The sequence below is a fragment of the Blastococcus sp. SYSU D00669 genome, from assembly GCF_054050715.1.
Genome location: NZ_JBJGZV010000006.1, coordinates 86215 through 106617 on the forward strand (window position 1 = coordinate 86215; position 20403 = coordinate 106617).

The following is a 20403-nucleotide window of genomic DNA, read 5'->3' on the forward strand; positions in this document are numbered from 1 at the left end:
CCGGACGACGCCGGGCTCCCCGACGTCGGGGAGCCCGGGACGGTGCTGCGTGCGGCGGGGCGTCTCACTCCTCCATTCGTACCCGCGTCCCCGCCCGCAGGAGCACCCAGGTGAGCAGGGCCACGACCACGCCGAGGGCCGTGATCCCCCAGGCGACGGTGCCGAGCGCCGGGAACTCCGCGCCGATCCGCGCCCGCACGTCGACGAACCCGGAGCCGTCGGCGTTCATGACCACGAACACCCACTCGCCGTCGTCCGGACGCCAGTCCACCTGCTGCGTGCCGGGGCCGTCCGCGCGGGCGAGCCAGAAGTCCTGGGCGCCGGGCGCGGCGGCCGGCGCGCCGCCGGGCAGCTCGTCGTCCGGGCCGGCGGGGGAGTCGAACCCGAGGGCGTCGACCTCGGTGCGCCGGACGTCGCCGAGGTAGGCCGCCGCGTCGGCCGGCCGGGCGATCCCGACGAAGACCGCACGGTCGTCGACGGCGGTGACCTCGACCCGCGCCTCGCCGACGGCCGCCGACACCGGCAGCCAGTCCGGGCCGGCGGCCAGCTCGGCCCGCTCGCTCACGAGGGCGTACCCGGACGAGGTGAACCGGTCCTGCGGCGAGACGACGACGCCGTCCTCGCGGCCGACGCCGTGCGCCCAGAGCAGGACGCCGCCGCCGGCGAGCAGGCCCAGCGCCGGCAACCCCAGCAGGCAGCCGAGGACGAGGGCCACGATGCGCCCGGCGCGGCCGGGGCGGCCGGGGCGCCGCGCGGGAGCGCGGGGTGGGGGAGCGGTGGTGACCATGGGGACCTCCCGGTGGGGATCGGACGACCCGAGCCTCGCCGGGCGCGTCGCCGCCCACGAGCCCCGCGGGGAGCCGGTCGCTCCCTCGCGCGGGGGAGGCAGGTCGCCTCGTGCGGGGGGTCCTCCCGGGGCGCCTCCGGCGGGACCATGGGAGGTGTCGCCGTCCGCCCGGCGCTGGGCCGGGACCCGTGGGGACGCCTGGCTGGCCGCCGGGCTCGTCGTGCTGTCGCTGTCGTCGGTGCTGGCGATGCCCGCCGGCGACCCCTACCGCCCGGTCGACGCGGCCACGCTGCTGCTCGCCGCGATCGGCCCGGCCGCGCTCGTCTGGCGGTCGACCGCGCCGCTGGCCGCGCTGGGCGTGGCCGGCGCCGCGATCCTCGCCAACGCGGCGCTCGGGGCCGCCATCGGCTTCCTCGAGTGGCCGGCCTGGATCGCGCTGTTCAGCTCGTTCGACGTCGGGGGCCGGCGCGTCCGGGTGGCCGCGGCGGCGATCACCGTGGTGTCCATCGCCGGCTGGGTGGTCCTCGACCGGGCGCACCCGGTGGGGTCGGTGCCCGGGATCGTCATCCACTTCCTGATCGCCGCCGTGATCGGTGACCTGAGCAGCCGGCGCACCCGCGCCCGGGTCGCCGAGGCGCGCCGGGCGGCGGAGAGCGAGCAGCACGCGCTGGCCGCCGAGCGGCTGCTGCTCACCGAGCGGGGCCGGCTGGCCCGCGAGCTGCACGACTCCCTCGGCCACACGGTCAACGTGGTGGTGCTGCAGGCCGGGGTGGGCCGGCGGGTGTTCGACGACGACCCCGGCTACGCGCGGGAGGCGCTGGCGTCGATCGAGACCGCCGGCCGGGCGGCGCTCGACGAGCTCGACCGCCTGCTGCGGGTGCTCCAGCCCGACGGGCGCGGCTCGCCCGAGGCGTTCGCGCCCACGTCGGAGGACCTGGTGGAGCTGGTCGAGCGGGTGCGGTCGACCGGGCGGGAGGTCGAGCTGCGCGCCGCCGCCGGCGACCTGCCGGCCGGGGCCGCGCGGGCGGTGCACCGGATCGTGCAGGAGGCGCTGACCAACGCCGTCCGGCACACCGCGGCCGGCCGGATCCGGGTCGAGATCGCCCGGCAGGGCGCCGACGTGCTGCTCGAGGTGACCAACGAGTGCGACCCGGTGGCCGCGCCGGTCCCCGGCCACGGGCTGGTCAACATGCGCGAGCGGGCCCGCCTCGAGGGCGGCGTGCTGGAGGCCGGACCGGTCGAGGGCGGGTTCCGCGTGCGCGCGGTGCTGCCCGTGGCCGCGGCGGTGGCCCCGTGATCCGGGTGCTGCTCGCCGACGACGACGGGCTGGTGCGCAGCGGGCTGCGGGCGCTGCTCGGCGGCGAGCCGGACCTGACCGTGGTGGGCGAGGCGGCCGACGGCCGGGAGGCGGTGGAGCGGGCGCGGTCGCTGCTGCCCGACGTCGTCCTCATGGACGTGCGGATGCCGCGGCTGGACGGCGTCGCCGCCACCCGGGAGATCGCGCGCTGGCCGCGCCGGCCGCGGGTGCTCGTGCTGACCACGTTCGACCTCGACGAGGTCGTCGACGACGCGCTGGACGCCGGCGCCGACGGCTTCCTGCTCAAGCGGGCCACCCCCGAGGAGCTGGTGGCCGGGATCCGCACCGTCGTGGCCGGCGACGCGCTGGTGGCGCCCGCGGTGACCCGGCGGCTGCTGGCCGCCTACGCCGCCCGCCGGCCGCCCGACCGCGAGCGGCTGCGCCGGGCGGCCCGGCTCACCGACCGCGAGGCGGAGGTGCTGCGCGCGCTGGCCGAGGGCCTGTCGAACGCCGAGATCGCCGGCCGGGTGCACGTCGCACCGGAGACGGTGAAGACGCACCTGAAGAGCATCCTGGGCAAGCTCGGCGTCCGGGACCGCACGCAGGCGGTCGTCTGGGCCTACCGCACCGGCTTCGCCCGCCCGGGCTGAGCCGTCACTGGACGCCGAGGCGGGCGATCGGCTCGACCAGCTCCCGCTCCTCGTAGGACAGGTGCGACAGCAGCGTGTCGCCGAGCAGGTCGACGGCGGCGCGCAGGCCGTCGACGCCGCCGTCGCCGGAGACCAGCGCGACCAGCGCCCGGTCGACGCCCTCGAGGACGTCGTGGATGACGGCGTGCTCCTGCTCGAGCCGGTCGATCACCGGCGCCAGCCGGGGGTCGCCGGCCCGCAGGTGCGGGAACAGCGAGCGGTCCTCGAGGGTGTGGTGGGTGGTCACCACGCGGCAGTAGGCCTCGCAGTAGGTGCCCAGCGTCCAGTTGTTCTGCCGCATGGTCATCGTGTTGATGTGCGACCGGGCGGTGCCCACGTCCACCGTCCCGGCGGCGACCTGCTCGACGAGGTCCTGCACCTGGGCGAGCTCGGCGCGCAGGTGGTCGTGGACGTCGACGAGGTGCTGGCCGGCGGCCTGCTCGTGCGCGGTGTAGGTGCGCCGCGGGTCCCGGGCCGGACCGGTGGGCCGTTCGGTCTCGTCCCAGAGCCGGGTGCTGCTGCGGCGCGTCCCGTCGTCCGGGGTGGGGACGACGGCGAACGCGCCGCCGGCGACCACCGGCCGCGCCGCCGGCGCCGCGGCGATCCCCGACCGTTCGGCCGCCACCAGCTCGCGCACGCCGGGGGCCACCTCGGCGGCGAAGCGGCGCAGGTCGTCGGGGTCGTCGCTGCCCAGGACGAACGTGCTCACCCCGTCGCGCAGGGCCAGCTCGGCGAGCTCCTCCGCCCACTGCTCGGCGGGCCCGTGCAGCCGGCCGCGGCCGGCGGCGGCGAACCGGCCGCTGACGTTGAGCAGCCGGCGCACGTCCGCGGGCTCGCGGCCCGCCTCCAGCGCGGCGTCGTCGACGATCGCGTTGCCGGCGGCGAGGTCGCCGGGCTGCAGGTAGGACAGCGACGGCAGCCAGCCGTCGGCCCGGCGGCCGGTGAGCGCCAGCATCTTCGGCCTGTAGGCGCCCAGCCAGATGCCGACGTCGTGCGCGGGCGCCGGGCCGCGCTCGGCGCCGACCACGCGGTGGAACTCGCCGTCGACGCGGACGCCGCCGCGCGCGTCGGCGTCCCACACCTGCCGGACCACCTCGATCGCCTCCTCCAGCGCGCGCACGCCCTGGCCGGCGGTCAGCCGGCGGCCGCCCATCGCCTCGATGGCGTCCCAGAACGCGCCGGCGCCCAGGCCGAGCTCGACCCTGCCCCCGCTGAGCAGGTCGAGGCTGGCCACGCTGCGGGCCAGCACGGCCGGCGGGCGCAGCGGCAGGTTGGTGACGTTGGCCGCCACGTGCACGCGCTCGGTGCGGGCCGCGACCCAGGACAGCAGCGTCCAGGTGTCCAGGAAGGCCGGCTGGTAGGGGTGGTCCTGGAAGGTGACCAGGTCCAGGCCGACCTGCTCGGCGAGGACGGCGAGCCCGACCACCCGCGCGGGCTCGGCGCTCGCCGGCGTGAGGAAGGCGCCGAAGGAGAGGGGGTGACCGTAGTCGGACATGGGCTGCCAATCGTCTGCAGGACAGAACATCTGCAATGTACAACGTCTGCACCACCGCGCTACGCTGATGCGGTGACCGACGACGGCCGCCTCGACGCCGACCTGGGCTGGATGCTCGGCGTCGTCTTCCGCGGCTATGCGCAGGCCGCCGGGCACGTGCTCGCCGACCTGCCCGGCGGGCCGCGCGGCTACCAGGTGCTCACCGCGGCGGTGGGGGAGCCGGCGCGCAACCAGGGCGCGATCGGGGCCGGGCTCGGCATCGACCGGACGGTGCTCACCTACCTGATCGACGACCTCGAGCGGCAGGACCTGGTGGAGCGCCGGCCCGATCCCGCCGACCGCCGCAGCCGGCTCGTGGTCGCGACCGACACCGGCCGCGCCGCGTGGCAGGAGCGTCGCGACGCGCTGCGCCGGGTCGAGGCGCACGTGCTGGGCCCGCTGCCGGCGGCCGAGGCCGAGACGTTCCGCGCCCTGCTGCAGAAGGTGGCCTGCGGGTGGCAGGCCCTCGACCCGCTCCGCGACCTGTGCGCGGTGGTCGAGACGGCCGGCGACCGGCAGGACCGCTAGCGGCCGGCGAGCGCCCGGTCGACGGCGGCGGGCAGCGGTCCGTGCAGCGTCGGCCCGTGGCCCGGGACCAGCGTGTCCGCCGGCACGGTGCGCAGCCGGTCGAGGGCGGCGACCACCTGCCGCTCGTCCTCGTTGAACACCCCCGGCAGCAGCTGCGGCCCCTCGGGCAGGCGGGAGAGGGGGTGGCCGGTGACCAGCGCGTCACCGGAGAACAGCACGCCCGCTCCCGGGTGCAGGTAGGCGGTGTGCCCGCTGGTGTGGCCCGGGGTGGCGAGAGGGACGAGCCGGCCGGGGACGTCGAGCGGGACGTCGGCGGGGACGGCGACGACGTCGGCCAGGGCCATGCGCACGTGCGGGAGCACGGCCCGCAGCGTCTGCGCGACCCACGTGACGCCGCGCCGGGACCGGCACTGGCCGAGCATCTCGAGCGGCGTGATCTGCTGCAGGTACTCACGGCGGGCGTGCCGGGCCTCCTCGGCGCCGGTGTGCACGGGCGCGCCGGACCTGCGCGCCAGCGCCGGGATCCCGCCCATGTGGTCGAGGTGGGCGTGGGTCAGCACGATCGCGGAGACGTCCTCGGGGCGCCGCCCGATCGCGGTCAGGGACCGCACGACGGAGGCGGCGTCGTTCGGGTAGCCGGCGTCGACCAGGGTGACGGCGTCCCCCTCGACGACGAGCGCCCAGTTGACGTTGGTGCCGGTGACCATGGTGATCTCGCCGGTGACCCTCGTGAGCCGCACCGCCCGGCCTCCTTCAGCCGCGCGCCGGCTCGACCCGGCCGGCGACCTCGCCGAGGGAGATCCGCCCGCCGCCGGTGCCCGGGGCGGTCGCGCTGATCACCACCTCGTCGCCGTCCTCGAGGAACGTGCGGGTCGAGCCGTCGGCGAGGGTGAGGGGTTCCCGGCCGCCCCAGGACAGCTCGATGAACGAGCCGCGCTGGTCGCGCTCCGGACCGGAGACGGTGCCGGAGGCGAACAGGTCGCCGGTGCGCAGGCTCGCGCCGTTGACGGTCATGTGCGCCAGCTGCTGGGCCGGCGTCCAGTACATGAGGTCGAACGGCGGGCAGCTGACCATCTCGCCGTTGAGGCGCACCTCGAGCCGGAGGTCGAGGCCCCACGGATCGGTGTCGGCGTCGTCGAGGTAGGGCAGCAGCGGCACGTCCCGCTCGGGTGGGCGCACGCGGGCCGCCTCGAGCGCGGGCAGCGGCACCACCCACGGCGAGACCGAGGTGAGGAAGGACTTGCCGAGGAACGGCCCCAGCGGCACGTACTCCCACGCCTGCAGGTCGCGGGCCGACCAGTCGTTGACCAGGCAGACGCCGAAGACGTGCTCGGCGAGGTCGCCGAGCGGCACCGGCGTGCCGAGGGCGGATCCCGTCCCGATGACGAAGCCGACCTCGGCCTCGATGTCCAGCCGCTGCGAGGGCCCGAAGGTGGGGGCGTCGTCGGTCGGCGCCTTGCGCTGCCCCGAGGGGCGGACGACGGGGGTGCCGGAGACCGCGACCGTGCCGGCGCGGCCGTGGTAACCGATCGGCAGGTGCCGCCAGTTCGGCGTCAGCGGCTCGGAGTCGGGCCGGAACATGCGGCCGAGGTTCTCGGCGTGGTGCCGGGAGCTGTAGAAGTCGACGTAGTCGGCCACCTCCACCGGCAGGTGCAGGGCCACCTCGTCGCGGGGGATCAGGTGCTCCTCGACCGCGCGCCGGTGCGAGGGCTGGGTGAGCCAGTCGGTCACCTGCTCGCGCTGCTCACGCCAGGCCCGCGGCCCCAGCGCCAGGAACGCGTTGAGCGAGCCGGTGAGGTGCACCGGGTCCTCGGTGAGCCCGCCCAGGTCGAGCACGGAGTCGCCGACCGCGATCCCGGTGCGCCGGACGCCGTCCCGGCAGGAGAAGACGCCGTAGGGCAGGTTGTCGGGACCGAAGCCGGTGCCGTCGGGCAGGTCCAGCCAGGTCACGCCGAGGGACCCCGGCCCGACCAGGTCCAGGCGTACTTCCCGTCGTCCACCGCCGTTCCACCCTCGCCGAGCGCGAGCGGCCGGAAGGTGTCGACCATGACGGCGAGCTCGTCGAAGGCCTCCACGCCGAGCGAGCGCTCCACGGCACCCGGCTGCGGGCCGTGCGAGTGCCCGCCGGGGTGCAGGCTGATCGAGCCCTTGCCGATGCCCGAGCCCTTCCGGGCCTCGTAGTCGCCGTCGACGTAGAACATGACCTCGTCGGAATCGACGTTGGAGTGGTAGTAGGGCACCGGCACCGCCAGCGGGTGGTAGTCCACCTTCCGCGGCACGAAGTTGCAGATGACGAAGTTCTGCCCCTCGAAGACCTGGTGCACCGGCGGCGGCTGGTGCACCCGGCCGGTGATCGGCTCGAAGTCGGCCACGTTGAACGCGTAGGGGTAGAGGCAGCCGTCCCAGCCCACGACGTCGAACGGGTGCTCCGGGACGACGTGCACCGTGCCGGCCAGCCCGCCGGGGCCGTCGCCGCGGTGCTTGACGTACACCTCGACATCCCCGGAGCTGTCGCCCCCCTCGACGGTCAGCGGTTCGGTGGGCGCACGCAGGTCGCGCTCGCAGTACGGCGCGTGCTCGAGGAACTGCCCGTAGCGCGACAGGTAGCGCTTCGGCGGGGCGATGTGGCTGTTGGCCTCGATGGCGTAGGTGCGCAGCGGCTCGTCCCCGGCCGGGATCCACCGGTGCGTGGTCGCCCGCGGCAGGACCACGTAGTCGCCCTGCCCGACCTCCAGCGCGCCGAACACCGTCTCCACCGTCGCTCTGCCGCGCTCGACGTAGACGCACTCGTCGCCGGTGGCGTTGCGGTAGTAGGGGCTGGGCAGGCTGCTGACCGCGTAGGAGATGCGCACGTCGGCGTTGCCCAGCACGAGCCGCCGGCCGGTGACCGGGTCGACCGCCTTGTGCTCCTCGCCGGGGAAGAGGTCGTGCAGCTTGAGGTGCCGCGGCATCAGCGGGCTGTTCGGCGTGGTCGCCTGGTCGGGCAGCTCCCAGGGGCGGGCGTCGACCATCGCCGACGGGATGCCCCGGTGGTAGAGCAGCGAGGAGTCCGACGAGAAGCCCTCCTCGCCCATGAGCTCCTCGGAGTACAGCCCGCCGTCGGGACGGCGGAACTGGGTGTGCCGCTTCGGCGGGATCTCGCCCACCTGCCGGTAGAACGCCATCGCTGGATGCCTCCTGGTGCGGTCAGGCCGGGACGGGGACGTTGCGGGCGAGCAGACGCGCCACCGCGGGGGCGACGTCGGCGGTACGGGTGCAGACGGCGGCCACGTGGGCGTCGGGCCGCAGCACCCAGAGCTCGTCGGGGCGCGCGCCGAGCGCCTCGCGCAGCACGGGCGTCGGGTCGAGGTCGCCGATCCGGTGCACCGCGACCGGCGGCTCGGCCGGCAGGTCGGCGGGCGGCGCGGCGTCGTCCCCGACCAGGACGGTGACGCCCGCGCGGGCGAGCTGGCGCAGCCGGACGACGTCCGGCCCGCCGGGCACGGTGACCGGGCAGTCGGGCACGAGAATGCCGGGTGCCGGGACGGGGACGTCGCCGCGGGCGGGCCGGCCGGCGAACGGGCGGCGCGGATCGGGGGTGGTCAGCGGCGAGCCCACGTACCAGAACGGCTCGGCCAGCCGGCCGGAGTCGACCTGCGACCGGGCGGCGGGGTCGGTGGCCGCGCGCTCGAGGACGTCGAGCCGGTGGCGGGCCTCCTCGTCGGTGCCCGGCACGAGGAAGCGCATGGTCGCGCTGGTGACGTCGAGGTTCTCCAGCGCCGCGGCGTGCCGCTCCGCGTGGTAGCTCTCCAGCAGCTCGGGCGGGGCCCAGCCGCGGGCGACGAAGGCGATCTTCCAGGCGGCGTTCTCGGCGTCGAGCACCCCGGAGTTCAGGCCGCGCGCGCCGAACGGCGAGTACAGGTGCGCGGCGTCACCGGCGACCAGCACGCGGCCCACCCGCATGCGGTCGACCACGCGGGAGGAGAAGCGGTAGACCGACTTCCACACGACCTCGTAGGGGCGGTCGCCGACGACCTGCCGGATCCGGCGGTCCAGGCCGCCGGAGGCCTCCTCGGCGGCGAGGTCGAAGTCGGGCGGCACCTGCCAGTCGATGCGGAACGTGGAGTCGGGGCAGGGGTGGACGAGCACCTGCCGGCCGGGGTTCCACTCCGGGTCGAACCAGAACCGGCGCTCGGTCTCCCAGCCGGGCAGGTCGGTGCGGATGTCGCAGATCAGGAAGCGGTCGCCGAAGGTCCGGCCCTCGAACGCCAGCCCCAGCTCCGCCCGGACGACGTCGCCGCGCGGCCCGGTGCAGGCGACGGCGAACGAGCCGTGGACGGTCGCCCCGTTCGCGCACGTCACCGTGACGCCGGCGTCGTCCTGGGCGATCCCGGTGACCGCGTGCCCCCACCGGACCTCGATCCGCGGTTCGCCGGCGAGCCGCTCGTCGAGCAGCGCCTCGGTCTCGGACTGCGAGACGTTCACGAACGGCGGGAAGGGGGAGCGGCCGCGGTCGGCGAAGGTGAAGGAGAACAGCTCGCGGTCGCGGTGGAAGGTGCGCGCGGTCGTCCAGGTGACGCCGCGGCGGGCGATCGCCGCGCCGACGCCCACGGCGTCCCAGACGTCGAGGACGTCGCGCTGCTGGCAGATCGCCTTGCTGCCGACCGGGTCCCGCCCGGGACGGCCGTCGAGGACGACGACATCGAGGCCCCACCGGGCGAGCAGCAGCGCCGCGGTCTGCCCGACGGGCCCGCAGCCGAGGACGACGACCGGGGCGATCATCCCTGCAGCTCGTCCCAGACCCGGCGGTCGCGCTCCGCCGTCCAGATGACCGGGCGCTCGATGCCGTCGAACTCGTCCCAGATGCGCTGGACGTCGAAGGGCAGGCAGTGCTCGAAGATCGGCCACTTGCCGTACTTCGGGGCCAGCGCAGCGTGGGTGGCGGTGAAGGCGTCCTTGAGCGTGCCGCCGGAGCGGTGCGCCTCGCCGACCGTGCGCTGCATGGTGAGCAGGAAGTCGCGGGTCTGCTCGATCGCCGCGTCGACCTGCTCGCGGCCGCGGGCGATGGCGCCGCGGCCGCCGACGAGCTGCTGCGCGCCCAGGGCCTTGACCCGGTCGAGGGTGCCGGCGGCCCAGTCGAAGTGGAACGCGTCGCCGGTGTAGAGCGCGGCCTGCGACTCGACCAGGTCGCCGGCGAAGACGATCTCCTGCTCCGGCAGCCAGGCCACGATGTCGCCCTCGGTGTGGCCGCGACCGAGGAACTCGAGCACCAGCTCGCCGCGGTCGCCGCCGAGCTCGATGGTGAGCTTGTCGCGGAAGGTCAGCGTCGGCCAGGTCAGGCCGGGGATCGACGCGGGCTCCTCGAACAGCCGGGGCATGCGGCCGTACTCGCTCTCCCAGTCCTGCTGGCCGCGCTCGGCGATGAGGTGCTTGGTCTGCTCGCTGCTGACGATCACCTCGGCGTCGAACGCGCTGGCGCCGAGCACCCGGACGGCGTGGTAGTGCGACAGCACCAGGTAACGGACCGGCTTGCCGGTGTGCTGGCGCAGCCGGGCCAGCCAGCGGCGGGCGGCGACCGGGGTGGCGAGGGCCTCGAAGCAGACGAGGAAGTCCTCGCCCTCGATCGCGCCGATGTTGGGGTCGCCCTGCGCTGTGAGCGCGTACACGCCGTCGGCGAGCACCTCGAGGGTCTGCTCCTTGACGCCCAGGTCGGCGGACGAGGCGAACGGCTTGGCGACCATGGAGCGAGCCTATGCAGTCCGTGACCGCGGCCACACCCCGTCCGCCGCCGTCCATCGGAGGGGCAGCCGCTTGACCCCGCGCTGGAAGTTCGACCGGAGCAGCGCCGGCTCGCCGTCGAGCCGGAGCGTGCTCGTGCGCCGCAGCAGCGCGCCGAACAGCGCCCGCATCTGCGCCTTGGCCAGCTGCGCGCCGAGGCAGAAGTGCGGGCCGTGGCCGAAGGACAGGTGCGGGTTGGGCGCCCGGCGGACGTCGAAGCGGTCGGGGTCGGCGAACACGGCCTCGTCGCGGTTGGCGGAGGTGAAGGAGACGACCACCTTGTCGCCGGCGCCGATCCGCGTGCCGGCGAGCTCGACGGCGGCGGTGGCGGTGGCGGTGCGGCGGAACACCATGACCGGCGTCCACCAGCGCAGCATCTCGTCGACGGCGGAGGGCAGCAGCGAGGGGTCGGCGCGGACGGCGGCCAGCTGTTCGGGGTGCTGCAGCAGCGCGATCAGCCCGCCCGGCAGGCCGTTGCGCAGCGTCTCGTTCCCGGCGACGGCGAACAGCCAGAACATGTTCTCGAACTCGGCGTCGCTGACCCGGCCGCCGTCGTCGTCCCGCTCCGCCAGCAGGATCGACATGACGTCGTCCCCGGGGGAGCGGCGCTTCTCCTCGGCGAGCAGCCCCGCGTAGAGGTAGAGGTCGGGCATGCCGGCACGGGTGCGCGGGTCGGGCATCCGCCCGTCGGCGTCGGGCCGCGGCCGGGCGGCGAGCGCTTCCCGCGCCATCGCCGTCCCACCCGTGCCGTCGAACGCGGCCGAGACGGCGTAGTCGGGGTCCTGCCAGCCGATGACCCGGTTGGACCAGTCGAACAGCAGCCAGCGGTCCTCGGCCGGTACGCCCAGGACGTCGGCGAGGGTGAGCAGCGGCAGGTCGGCGGCGACGTCCTTGGCGAAGTCGGTGACCCCCTCGGCGGCGCCGGTGACCATGCGGTCGACCAGCCCTTCCGCCGTCGCCTCGATCGAGGCGGTCAGCGCCGCGACCGCCCGCGGGGTGAACGAGCGGGACAGCAGCCGCCGCAGCCGGGAGTGCTCCGGCGGGTCCATGTTGAGCATCATCCGGCGCACCCAGGCCAGGTCGGCGGCGTCGCGGACCTGGGTCGCGCCCAGCCACGAGGAGAACGTGGCCGGGTCGCGCAGCACGCGCTCGACGTCGCCGTGCCGGAGCACCAGCCAGAACCCGGGACCGGCGGGCAGCCCGTGCAGCGCCGGCTCCTCGACCCAGGTCACGGGCACCTCGGCGCGCAGCCGACGGAGCAGCTCGAACGGCGGCCCGTCCTCGTAGGTCGCCGGGTCGACGAGCGGGGTCACGTCGGACATGTCGGCTCCTTCGACCTGCGCACCTGCGGCCCGGCCTCCTACGGTATGGCCACCGTGCGCGGCTGAGCCGGCGAGGAGGGCGTCATGGCCGTGTTCCGCATCCTCGAGGCGAGGGCCCGTCCGGGCGCCGTGGAGCGCGTGGCGGAGCTGCTGGTCCGCCAGAACGACGAGGTGGTGGCCGCCGCGCCGGGGGCGCTGTTCTCCCAGGCGCTGCGCAGCGGCGACCAGGTGATGGCGGTGTCCAGCTGGGCCACCGTCGAGGACATGCAGCGGTACCTCGACCGCGACGTGACGCGCGAGTTCTACCGCGCCCTGCCCGAGCTGCTCATGGGCACCCCGAGCATCCGGACCTACGAGGAGATCCGGGCCGGTGAGGGGGGACGGCCGTGAGCTGGTACTACCCCAAGGGCTGGACGGACCAGGAGGCCGGCGTCGAGCAGGTCCTCATCCACTACGTGAACACGCCGCCGGGCCAGTGGCCGGACTGGTCGTGGGGCCACGAGTCCCGGGTGCTCGAGGACCGCGGCGGCTTCCCGCGCACGCGGCTCAAGGTGCTGCGGATGCCGCGCGAGGTGTGGGACATGGAGCACGGGTGGCACACGCCCGAGTACCGGTTCCACTACTACTTCGAGGTCTACCAGGACGGGCACCGCTGGACGACCGACCTGTTCACCGAGGACATCGTCTACCGCGACCTCGAGTACGTCGACGACCACGGCTGGACGACGAACATCTGCATCTACTGGTCGGTGGGGGACTGGTCGGCGCCGGTCTACAGCCCGATGGAGGACCCGCGGTTCCCGGCCGACTCGCCGTACCGCGCCACCAAGTACTACTCGTACTGGGACAAGGAACGCTTCCACCACGACAAGTTCCACATGCTGCAGTCACTGGAACGACCGCACCGCTGGCGCTCGCGCATGTACGGCCCGCGCGGCGCCACGCTCGTGCAGCAGTACCACGTCGGCCGGATGCACCCGCCCGAGGAGAAGGACGAGTTCTGGCTGGGCCCGGACGGGCGCTCGGCACCGGGCGGCGACAGCTGGTGGGTCCACCACCTCTAGGACGGGAGTTCCGTGACCGAACTGCGAGCGGCCGCCACCGAGGCGCGCCGTGCCGAGTCCGAGCAGCTGTTCGGCCTGCGCAAGACCTGGTTCGACCCGGCCCCGGGCATCGAGTTGGTGCAGCTGCACTTCGCCTGGACCCGCCCGGGGGAGGAGCCGGACTGGGAGGCGGCCGACTCCCGCGTCATGACGCCGAGCGAGACCGCGCCCCGCCTGCGCATGGCGGTCATCGAGGCGCCGCGCCAGCTCGACGGCAGCCGCGAGTACCTGCTGCACCACTTCTTCTTCGTCGTCCGCGGGACCGAGTGGGTGAGCTCGCCGGTGTTCACCGAGGAGATCGTGGCCCGCGAGGTCAGCCACGTGGACGACGACGGCCGGTGGACCCACGTGGGCATCGCCTGGGGCGTCTCCCCGGGCGACCCGGCGCTCGCCGTGCCGAACTACACCGCGGCCGCGATGGACGGCCTGCCGTTCGAGGACCCGGGCGCCGGCGCGCCGCCCGAGCCGGCGCCGATCCACGAGTTCGTGCAGGCCCAGCCGCTGCCGCACGTCTTCCGCGGCCTGGTGTGGGGGCCGCGCGGCGCGGAGGTGCGCTACGTCGTCCACCTCGTCCGGACCGGGCACCCGGACGGCGAGGACGAGGAGGTGTGGGCGGACGACGGCGGGCGGGGGTGGCGCCTGACGCTGTGACCGCGGGCCTCCCGCTGACCTGGGACACGCCGGCGGGGGAGCGGACGCCCTCCGGCCGGGTCCGCTACCGCGGCCCGCTGGCCGGCGCCGACCGCCCGCTGCACCTGCACCTCGGCTTCGACGGCGCCGGGCCGCCGTTCGTCGCCGTCCCCCTGGAGCGGGACGACGACGGCACGTGGACGGGGGAGGTGCCCGGCGCCGACGGGCACCTGCTGCTCGACGGCGCCGTCGCCACCGAGGACGGCGAGTGGGACAACAACGGCACCGCGGACTACCGGCTCTGGCTGGGGTCCGACCCGGTCGACTCGCACGTGCACGCCCGGGGGCGCGGGCTGGGGCCGATGGGCTTCGACAGCCTGCGGGTGGCGCTGGCCTCCGGCGGGATGACCCACGGGCTGGTGTCCTGGCAGGACAACGCGTTCGTCGACGAGGTGGCCGAGGGCGTGCCCTGGCTGACCCGGCTGGTCTGGGTCGGGCCGAGGGGGCCGGACGTCGACGAGGTCCGGCGGCGGCTGGCCGACGGCGCCGCGGGGCTGAAGTTCCACCCCAGCTACGACGAGTACCCCGCCGACTCGCCCCTGCTGGACCCGTTCCTGCGGGTCGCCGCGGAGGCGGGGGTGCCGGCGACGGTGCACACGGCGCCCGGCCCGTCGGACCCGGACCTCGTGCGGCGGCTCGCCGAGCGGCACCCCGACGTGCCGTTCGTGCTGTACCACACCTTCCTCGGCTTCCCGGAGGGCCGGCGGCGGGCGGCCCGGCACGCGCAGCAGCTGCCGAACCTCCACCTGGAGACGTCGTGGTGCCGGTCGGCCGAGGTGGAGCTGCTGATCGAGGAGGTCGGCCCGGACCGCGTGCTGTTCGGCTCCGACGCCGCCGTCGACGGACCCACGCACTACGTGCGCACGCCGCCGAACGTCGAGCTGACCGAGACCTACAACGGCGGTCTGCTGCGCCTGGCCCGGCGGCTGCCGGCGGAGACGCTGCGGGCGCTGCTGGAGGGCAACACCCGCCGACTGTTCGGCCTGCCGGCGCCGTGGCCGCCGGAGCCCGGCGTCCGCGAGCTGTTCTCCCGGGCCCTGGCGACGGCGCAGCGGGTGGTCGAGGGGGTGGCGCCCGACCAGCTCCGCCGGGTCACCCCGTGCGCCGGCTGGGACGTGGAGGCGCTGATCCGGCACCTCGTCGCGACCGTCCAGAAGGCCGGGCGGGTGGCCGGGAGCCGGCGGCGGTCCCGCCCCGGTGCCGAGTGGGCTGCCCAGTTCGCCGCCGCCGCGCGGGCGGCCGAGGAGGCGTGGGCCGACGACGAGGTGGCCGAGGGCGACCTGGAGGTGGCATGGGGGCTGCTGCCGGCGCCCGCGGTCCTCTCGGGGCTCGTGCTCGAGCTGGTGGTGCACGCGCACGACCTCGCGGTGGCGACGGGGCGCGTGTGGGTGCTCGACGACGGGCTGGCGGTCCCCGCGCTGCGCATCGCCGAGCGGCTCGTGCCGGCGACCTTGCGGGGTCGCGGCGCGGCGTTCGCCGCCCCGGTTCCGGTGCCCGTCGGCGCCGACGACTGGACCCGCCTCGCCGCCTTCCTCGGGCGGACACCGTAGCGAGCTCGGTGTCAGCCGGCGGACTGCGTCGACGCTCTCATGCGCATGGATGCGGTGATCCGGGCGCGGGATGCCGCACCCGTGCGCATCGGCGCGGTGCTCAGCCCGGCTCCAGCGTCTGCGCGACCTCCCAGACGTGACCGGCGGGATCGGCGAACGCGGCGGTCCGCTGCCCCCAGGTGCGGTCCTGCGGACCGTTGAGCAGCTCGACGCCCCGGTCGGCGAGCTCGCCGCACACGGCGTCGACGTCGGGCACCCAGACGGTGAACTGGACCCGTGACCCGGCGTCCGCCGGTGCCACCCGCGCCGGCTCGATCAGCTCGGGAGCCGCTCGGACACGGAGCAGGTTGAGGATCGTGCTGCCGAAGCGGAACGCGGTGGAGTTCTCGTCCTCGACGACCGGCTCGAGGCCGAAGACGTCCCGGTAGAAGTCCGCCGTCCGCGGCAGGTCCTCGACGAACAGGGTGACGGCCCCGAGGCCGGTGAACGACGGGCGCACGTGGGGAACCTCCGGTCTACTGGTGCGGTGATCCTCGCAGTGGAGGACCGGTGTCCCGACCGGAACTGATCGATGAGAAGTCCGCCCTGCTCGCCGCCCTCCGGTCGCAGCGCGAACACGTCCTGGGCATCCTCGACGGGCTCCCCGACGAGGAGCTGCGGCGTCCGGTGCTGCCGTCGGGCTGGTCCTGCTTGGGCCTGGTCAAGCACCTCGCCGTCGACGTGGAGCGCTTCTGGTTCCGGGCCGTCATCGCCGGCGAGCAGGTGGAACTCCAGTCGGGGGACGGCGGATGGCGCGTGCCCGACGGCACGACCGGCGACGAGGTCCTCGCCCTGTACCGCGACGAGGCCGCGCGTGCCGACGCGGTGATCGGTGATCGCGCGCTCGACGCGGAACCGGCCTGGTGGCCCACCGAGCTCTTCCCCGGCCTGCCCGTGCGCGACCTCCGGCAGACGGTCCTCGCCGTGATCGTCGAGACCGCCACCCACGCCGGCCACCTGGACGCCGTTCGAGAGCTGATCGACGGCCGCACCTGGCTGGTGCTGACCGGGTGATCGGGAACAGGCGGCAGTCCGCGCGCCGCCGGCTGCGGGGTCAGGCGTCGAAGTCGACGGTGACGGCGTCGGAGAGCGGGAGCGTCTGGCAGGTGAGCACGTAGCCGGCCTCGACCTCGTTGGGCTCGAGGGCGTAGTTGCGGCGCATCTCGACCTCGCCGTCGGTGACCTTCGCCCGGCAGGTGCCGCACACGCCGCCCTTGCAGGCGAACGGCAGGTCGGAGCGCACGCGCTGCGCCGAGTCGAGCACCGGCTCGTCCTTGGGCAGGGCCAGGGTGGTGGTCCGGCCGTCGAGGACGACGGTCACCTGGCTGCTCGGCCCCTCGACGGTCTGGTCGTCGCCGCGGACCGGCTGCGGCGGGACGTCGTCGACGTAGAAGAGCTCCTGGTGCACCTTCTCGCGGGCGACACCGAGCTCACCGAGCAGCGCGCGGGCGTCTTCGACCATCCCGTGCGGGCCGCACAGCCACCAGTGGTCGACGTGCTCGACGTCGACGAACGCGTCGACCAGCGTGCGCAGCCGCTCGCCGTCGAGCCGGCCGCTGGTCAGCTCGGCGTCGCGCGGTTCGCGCGAGAGCACGTGCACCAGCTGCAGGCGGGGGCCGTAGCGGTCTTTCAGGTCGGCCAGCTCGTCGGCGAACATGACCGTGTTGGTGCGCCGGTTGCCGTAGAAGACGGTGACCGTCGACTCCCCGTCGCGCAGCACCGAGCCGGCCAGGCTGATCGCCGGCGTGATCCCCGAGCCGGCGACGACGAACACGTGGTGCCCGGGCACCGACAGGTCGGCGGTGAACGTCCCCGACGGCGGCAGCACCTCGATCTCGTCGCCCGGCCGCACCTCGTGCACCAGGTAGGCGGAGAAGAAGCCGCCGGGCACCTCGCGGACCCCGACCCGCGGGGGCGCGCCCACCGGCGCGCAGATCGAGTAGGAGCGGCGCTCGTCGCGGTCGCCGACCACCCGGCGCAGGGTGAGCGCCTGCCCGGGCTTGAACGCGTAGTCCTCGGCCAGCTCGTCGGGGACGTCGAAGGTCACCGCGACCGCGTCGTCGGTGAGCTGCTCGATCTTCGCGACCTTGAGCGGGCGGAACTGGGGACGGCGTCGCGTCGGCGCGCTCACTCAGATCTCCTTGACGTGCTCGAACGGCTCGCCGCACGCGCGGCAGCGGCGCAGGGCCTTGCAGGCGGTGGCGCTGAACTCGCTCTGCTCCACCGTGTCGGCCGAGCCGCACTGCGGGCAGGCGGCGGTGCGCCGGGTGGGGCCCAGCTGCAGCGGGACCGGCCCGGCGGGGCGCACCGGCGCCGTCCCGGGCGGGGCGATGCCGGCCGCGGCGAGCTTGCGGCGGCCCGCGGCGCTGATCCAGTCCGTCGTCCAGGCGGGGGAGAGGACGGTGCGGACGTCGACGTCGGCGAACCCGGCCTCGTGCAGCGCCAGGACGAGGTCGGCGCGCATGACGCCCATCGCCGGGCAGCCCGTGTACGTCGGGGTGATCTCGACGACGACGGTGCCGTCCTCGACGCGGACGTCGCGCAGCACCCCGAGGTCGGCCAGCGTGAGCATGGGCAGCTCGGGGTCGGTCACCGTCTCGGCGACCGCGCGGGGGTCGGTCAGCACGGCGGTCACCACGTCGCCGCCGGGTGCTCGCGGGCCAGGCCCTGGAGGGTGGCGAGCAGCCCGGCGAGCTCCTCGCCGTGCTGCCCGGCCCGCCCACGCGGCGGCGCGTCGGCCGGCCACTCCGGCACCGTGAGGGTGGCGCGCTCCAGCACCGTCGTCAGCACCTCGCGCACCTCGTCGCGGACGTCGGCCGGGTCGACGGCGACCCCGGCCGCGGTCAGCCGCCGCTCCACGTCGGTCGCGGTGAACACGTCGGCCAGCAGCGGCCAGACCGCCTCGGCGCCGGCCTGGGCGCGGCGGTGCGACTCCTCGGTGCCGTCGCCCAGCCGCAGCACCCAGCGCGCGGCGTGGTCGCGGTGGTAGGCCAGCTCGTTGACGCCCTTGGCGGCGATCGCCGCGAGCACCGGGTCGCGGGACTCCCGCAGCCGGGCGAACACCGCCAGCCGCACCGAGGCGGCCACCAGCAGGCGGACCATCGTCTGCGCGAAGTCGCCGTTCGCGGCCTCGACCAGGCCGGTGCTGCGGAACTCGTCGGGGTCGCGGAAGTAGGCGAGGGCGTCCTCGTCGGGGATCGAGTCGGTGGCCAGCTGCCGGGAGCGGCCCAGGACGCCGACCGAGCCGGCGCGCGCCAGCAGCAGCCGCGCCTGGCCGAGCAGGTCGAGGGCGGTGTTGCCGATCGCGACCTCCTCCTCGAGCTCCGGCGCGTTGGTGATCCACTGCGTCAGCCGCTGGGCGAGCACGAGGGCGTCGTCGCCGAGCATCAGGCAGTAGGCGCCGAGGTCGGCCGGGTCGACACAGTCGGGCACCGTGGTGTCGACGCCGGCCAGCGGGTCGTCGAAGCCGGTGCCGAACGCCCAGTGCCCCGGGTCGTCGTGCGCGTTGCTCAGCGCGTCGTAGACCGTTTCCTCGTGCAAGGGGACTCCTCGAGGGTGGCCCCCTCCCCGGGGTCCCCGCGCCGCGGTACGAGGTGCGGGGGAGGGAGGGGGTCCTTCTACATGTGGGGGACGTTCTCGGGGATCTCGTAGAACGTGGGGTGGCGGTAGACCTTGTCGCCGCTGGGGGCGAACATCGGGTCCTTCTCGTCGGGGCTGGACGCGGTGATGTCGGCGGCCTTGACCACCCAGATGCTCACGCCCTCGTTGCGCCGCGTGTACAGGTCGCGCGCGGCGTGCACGGCCATCTCGTCGTCCGGCGCGTGCAGCGACCCGACGTGCACGTGGTTGAGCCCCCGCTTGCCGCGCACGAACACCTCGTACAGCGGCCAGTCGCGCCGGCTGACGGTCGGCTTCGGCTCGACCGGGACGTCGGCCGACGTGGGGACGGCGCCGTGCCCGCCCTCGCTGGTCATGTCGCTCACGCCGCCGACCCCTCCTGCTTCGCCGCGTAGGCGGCGGCCGCCTCGACGACCCAGGCGTTCTCGTCGCGGGCGGCGCGGCGCCGGGCGATCCGCTCGGCGTTGCGCGGGCCGTTGCCGGACACGACCTGCTTGAACTCGTCCCAGTCGATCGCGCCGAACCGGTAGTGGCCGGTCTCGGGGTCGTAGGAGAGCTCCGGGTCGGGCAGGGTCACGCCGAGCACCTCGGCCTGCGGGACCGACATGTCGACGTAGCGCTGGCGCAGCTCGTCGTTGCTGTGCCGCTTGATGCCCCACGCCATGGACTGCGCGCTGTTCGGGCTGTCGTCGTCGGGCGGGCCGAACATCATCAGCGACGGCCACCACCAGCGGTCGACGGCGTCCTGCACCATCGCCCGCTGCTCGGGGGTGCCGCGCATCATCGTCATCAGCAGCTCGAAGCCCTGCCGCTGGTGGAACGACTCCTCCTTGCAGATGCGGATCATGGCCCGGGCGTAGGGCCCGTATGAGGAGCGGCACAGCGGCACCTGGTTGCAGATCGCGGCGCCGTCGACGAACCAGCCGATGACGCCGACGTCGGCGTAGGTCAGCGTGGGGTAGTTGAAGATCGAGCTGTACTTCTGCTTGCCCTCGATCAGCTTGTCGGTGAGGTCGGCCCGGTCGGCGCCGAGGGTCTCGGCCGCGGAGTAGAGGTACATGCCGTGCCCGGCCTCGTCCTGCACCTTGGCCAGCAGGATCGCCTTGCGCCGCAGGCTCGGGGCGGCGAGCAGCCAGTCGCCCTCGGGCTGCATGCCGATGATCTCCGAGTGCGCGTGCTGCGCGATCTGCCGGATCAGCGTCCTCCGGTAGCCCTCGGGCATCCAGTCGCGCGGCTCGATCCGGTGGTCGGCGGCGATCGTCGCGTCGAACTGCTGCTGCAGCGTGGTCTCGTCGGGCCGTTGCAGGGTGGGCGCGGACATCCTCGTCCCCTCGGGATCCGTCATTTACTGACCGGATGGTCGGTAATGAGTGTGCCCCATCCTGCCGCGGCGCACAAGCGGGCCGCGCCAGGACTTGACAGCACCCGCCCAGGGAGAGTTGGTTACCTGACCATCTGGTCGGTATTTGGGGGCGGTGCGCCCTGCCGG

General features: G+C 74.9%; 22 protein-coding genes. 8 read left to right on the forward strand and 14 right to left on the reverse strand.

Annotated elements, in window-relative coordinates; all coding sequences use genetic code 11:
* Positions 1–64: 64 nt before the first annotated feature.
* On the reverse strand, positions 65–787 hold the full coding sequence (locus tag ACI8AF_RS06575; protein ID WP_456538880.1) for a hypothetical protein: 723 nt from the start codon (positions 785–787) through the stop codon (positions 65–67).
* A 154-nt stretch (positions 788–941) separates the two neighbouring features.
* Here ACI8AF_RS06575 and ACI8AF_RS06580 point away from each other — a divergent pair, with 154 nt between their 5' ends.
* Entirely contained in the window at positions 942–2084 is a 1143-nt protein-coding gene (locus tag ACI8AF_RS06580) for a sensor histidine kinase (protein ID WP_456538881.1), read from the forward strand.
* Positions 2081–2734: a response regulator gene (locus ACI8AF_RS06585; RefSeq protein ID WP_456538882.1), complete on the forward strand. Its 654-nt coding sequence runs from the start codon at positions 2081–2083 to the stop codon at positions 2732–2734. Before ACI8AF_RS06580 ends, ACI8AF_RS06585 begins: the two co-directional genes overlap by 4 nt.
* Positions 2735–2738: 4 nt before the next feature.
* Here ACI8AF_RS06585 and ACI8AF_RS06590 read toward each other — a convergent pair whose 3' ends face one another.
* Positions 2739–4268 carry an LLM class flavin-dependent oxidoreductase gene (locus tag ACI8AF_RS06590; protein ID WP_456538883.1) on the reverse strand — a complete coding sequence of 510 codons (1530 nt, stop codon included), beginning with the start codon at positions 4266–4268 and terminating at the stop codon, positions 2739–2741.
* 72 nt (positions 4269–4340) lie between these two features.
* Between ACI8AF_RS06590 and ACI8AF_RS06595 the strand changes: the two genes are divergently transcribed.
* Entirely contained in the window at positions 4341–4835 is a 495-nt protein-coding gene (locus ACI8AF_RS06595) for a MarR family winged helix-turn-helix transcriptional regulator (RefSeq protein WP_456538884.1), read from the forward strand.
* Here ACI8AF_RS06595 and ACI8AF_RS06600 read toward each other — a convergent pair.
* The 6 genes from ACI8AF_RS06600 to ACI8AF_RS06625 are packed head-to-tail and all read right to left on the reverse strand — an operon-like array spanning position 4832 to position 11914.
* Entirely contained in the window at positions 4832–5575 is a 744-nt protein-coding gene (locus tag ACI8AF_RS06600; protein WP_456538885.1) for an MBL fold metallo-hydrolase, read from the reverse strand. The two genes, ACI8AF_RS06595 and ACI8AF_RS06600, sit on opposite strands and share 4 nt — an antisense overlap.
* Positions 5576–5588: 13 nt before the next feature.
* A complete protein-coding gene (fahA, locus tag ACI8AF_RS06605) occupies positions 5589–6785 on the reverse strand; it encodes a fumarylacetoacetase (RefSeq protein WP_456538886.1) in 1197 nt (398 codons plus the stop codon).
* On the reverse strand, positions 6782–7999 hold the full coding sequence (locus tag ACI8AF_RS06610; RefSeq protein WP_456538887.1) for a cupin domain-containing protein: 1218 nt from the start codon (positions 7997–7999) through the stop codon (positions 6782–6784). The genes fahA and ACI8AF_RS06610 overlap by 4 nt, the downstream gene beginning before the upstream one ends.
* Before the next feature lie 22 nt (positions 8000–8021).
* Complete coding sequence (locus ACI8AF_RS06615) at positions 8022–9596, reverse strand: FAD-dependent monooxygenase (protein WP_456538888.1); 1575 nt, start codon at positions 9594–9596, stop codon at positions 8022–8024.
* A complete protein-coding gene (locus tag ACI8AF_RS06620; RefSeq protein WP_456538889.1) occupies positions 9593–10555 on the reverse strand; it encodes an MBL fold metallo-hydrolase in 963 nt (320 codons plus the stop codon). Before ACI8AF_RS06620 ends, ACI8AF_RS06615 begins: the two co-directional genes overlap by 4 nt.
* Before the next feature lie 9 nt (positions 10556–10564).
* On the reverse strand, positions 10565–11914 hold the full coding sequence (locus ACI8AF_RS06625; RefSeq protein ID WP_456538890.1) for a cytochrome P450: 1350 nt from the start codon (positions 11912–11914) through the stop codon (positions 10565–10567).
* An 84-nt stretch (positions 11915–11998) separates the two neighbouring features.
* On the opposite strand from ACI8AF_RS06625, the gene ACI8AF_RS06630 reads away from it, so the two are divergent.
* Genes ACI8AF_RS06630 through ACI8AF_RS06645 form a run of 4 tightly spaced genes read left to right on the forward strand, consistent with a single transcriptional unit; the run spans position 11999 to position 15257 of the window.
* Entirely contained in the window at positions 11999–12304 is a 306-nt protein-coding gene (locus ACI8AF_RS06630) for an antibiotic biosynthesis monooxygenase (protein ID WP_456538891.1), read from the forward strand.
* Positions 12301–12978: a hypothetical protein gene (locus ACI8AF_RS06635; protein WP_456538892.1), complete on the forward strand. Its 678-nt coding sequence runs from the start codon at positions 12301–12303 to the stop codon at positions 12976–12978. Before ACI8AF_RS06630 ends, ACI8AF_RS06635 begins: the two co-directional genes overlap by 4 nt.
* 12 nt (positions 12979–12990) lie before the next feature.
* Positions 12991–13668: a hypothetical protein gene (locus tag ACI8AF_RS06640; protein ID WP_456538893.1), complete on the forward strand. Its 678-nt coding sequence runs from the start codon at positions 12991–12993 to the stop codon at positions 13666–13668.
* A complete protein-coding gene (locus ACI8AF_RS06645) occupies positions 13665–15257 on the forward strand; it encodes a TIGR03086 family metal-binding protein (RefSeq protein WP_456538894.1) in 1593 nt (530 codons plus the stop codon). The genes ACI8AF_RS06640 and ACI8AF_RS06645 overlap by 4 nt, the downstream gene beginning before the upstream one ends.
* 100 nt (positions 15258–15357) lie before the next feature.
* On the opposite strand, the gene ACI8AF_RS06650 is transcribed toward ACI8AF_RS06645, so the two are convergent.
* On the reverse strand, positions 15358–15756 hold the full coding sequence (locus tag ACI8AF_RS06650) for a VOC family protein (RefSeq protein ID WP_456538895.1): 399 nt from the start codon (positions 15754–15756) through the stop codon (positions 15358–15360).
* Between the two features lie 50 nt (positions 15757–15806).
* Here ACI8AF_RS06650 and ACI8AF_RS06655 point away from each other — a divergent pair, with 50 nt between their 5' ends.
* Positions 15807–16310, forward strand: coding sequence for a DinB family protein (locus ACI8AF_RS06655; RefSeq protein WP_456538896.1), 504 nt, complete (start codon positions 15807–15809; stop codon positions 16308–16310).
* Positions 16311–16350: 40 nt separating this feature from the next.
* Here ACI8AF_RS06655 and paaE read toward each other — a convergent pair whose 3' ends face one another.
* From paaE to paaA, 5 genes are all read right to left on the reverse strand, one after another.
* Complete coding sequence (gene paaE, locus ACI8AF_RS06660; RefSeq protein WP_456538897.1) at positions 16351–17427, reverse strand: 1,2-phenylacetyl-CoA epoxidase subunit PaaE; 1077 nt, start codon at positions 17425–17427, stop codon at positions 16351–16353.
* Positions 17428–17922 (reverse strand): 1,2-phenylacetyl-CoA epoxidase subunit PaaD, encoded by a 495-nt coding sequence (paaD, locus tag ACI8AF_RS06665; RefSeq protein ID WP_456538898.1) that lies wholly within the window; start codon positions 17920–17922, stop codon positions 17428–17430.
* Between the two features lie 5 nt (positions 17923–17927).
* Positions 17928–18836: a 1,2-phenylacetyl-CoA epoxidase subunit PaaC gene (paaC, locus tag ACI8AF_RS06670; RefSeq protein WP_456538899.1), complete on the reverse strand. Its 909-nt coding sequence runs from the start codon at positions 18834–18836 to the stop codon at positions 17928–17930.
* Between the two features lie 77 nt (positions 18837–18913).
* The gene (paaB, locus tag ACI8AF_RS06675; RefSeq protein WP_456538942.1) at positions 18914–19270 is read right to left on the reverse strand and encodes a 1,2-phenylacetyl-CoA epoxidase subunit PaaB; all 357 of its coding nucleotides are present in this window, start codon (positions 19268–19270) and stop codon (positions 18914–18916) included.
* A gap of 5 nt (positions 19271–19275) precedes the next feature.
* Entirely contained in the window at positions 19276–20235 is a 960-nt protein-coding gene (gene paaA, locus ACI8AF_RS06680; RefSeq protein ID WP_456538900.1) for a 1,2-phenylacetyl-CoA epoxidase subunit PaaA, read from the reverse strand.
* Between the last annotated feature and the right edge of the window lie 168 nt (positions 20236–20403).

Coding starts and splice junctions, on each gene's coding strand:
- ACI8AF_RS06575 (WP_456538880.1), bottom strand. CDS start 787: ATGGTCACCACCGCTCCCCCACCCCGCGCTCCCGCGCGGCGCCCCGGC.
- ACI8AF_RS06590 (WP_456538883.1), bottom strand. CDS start 4,268: ATGTCCGACTACGGTCACCCCCTCTCCTTCGGCGCCTTCCTCACGCCG.
- ACI8AF_RS06610 (WP_456538887.1), bottom strand. CDS start 7,999: ATGGCGTTCTACCGGCAGGTGGGCGAGATCCCGCCGAAGCGGCACACC.
- ACI8AF_RS06615 (WP_456538888.1), bottom strand. CDS start 9,596: ATGATCGCCCCGGTCGTCGTCCTCGGCTGCGGGCCCGTCGGGCAGACC.
- ACI8AF_RS06620 (WP_456538889.1), bottom strand. CDS start 10,555: ATGGTCGCCAAGCCGTTCGCCTCGTCCGCCGACCTGGGCGTCAAGGAG.
- ACI8AF_RS06625 (WP_456538890.1), bottom strand. CDS start 11,914: ATGTCCGACGTGACCCCGCTCGTCGACCCGGCGACCTACGAGGACGGG.
- ACI8AF_RS06630 (WP_456538891.1), top strand. CDS start 11,999: ATGGCCGTGTTCCGCATCCTCGAGGCGAGGGCCCGTCCGGGCGCCGTG.
- paaB (WP_456538942.1), bottom strand. CDS start 19,270: ATGACCAGCGAGGGCGGGCACGGCGCCGTCCCCACGTCGGCCGACGTC.
- paaA (WP_456538900.1), bottom strand. CDS start 20,235: ATGTCCGCGCCCACCCTGCAACGGCCCGACGAGACCACGCTGCAGCAG.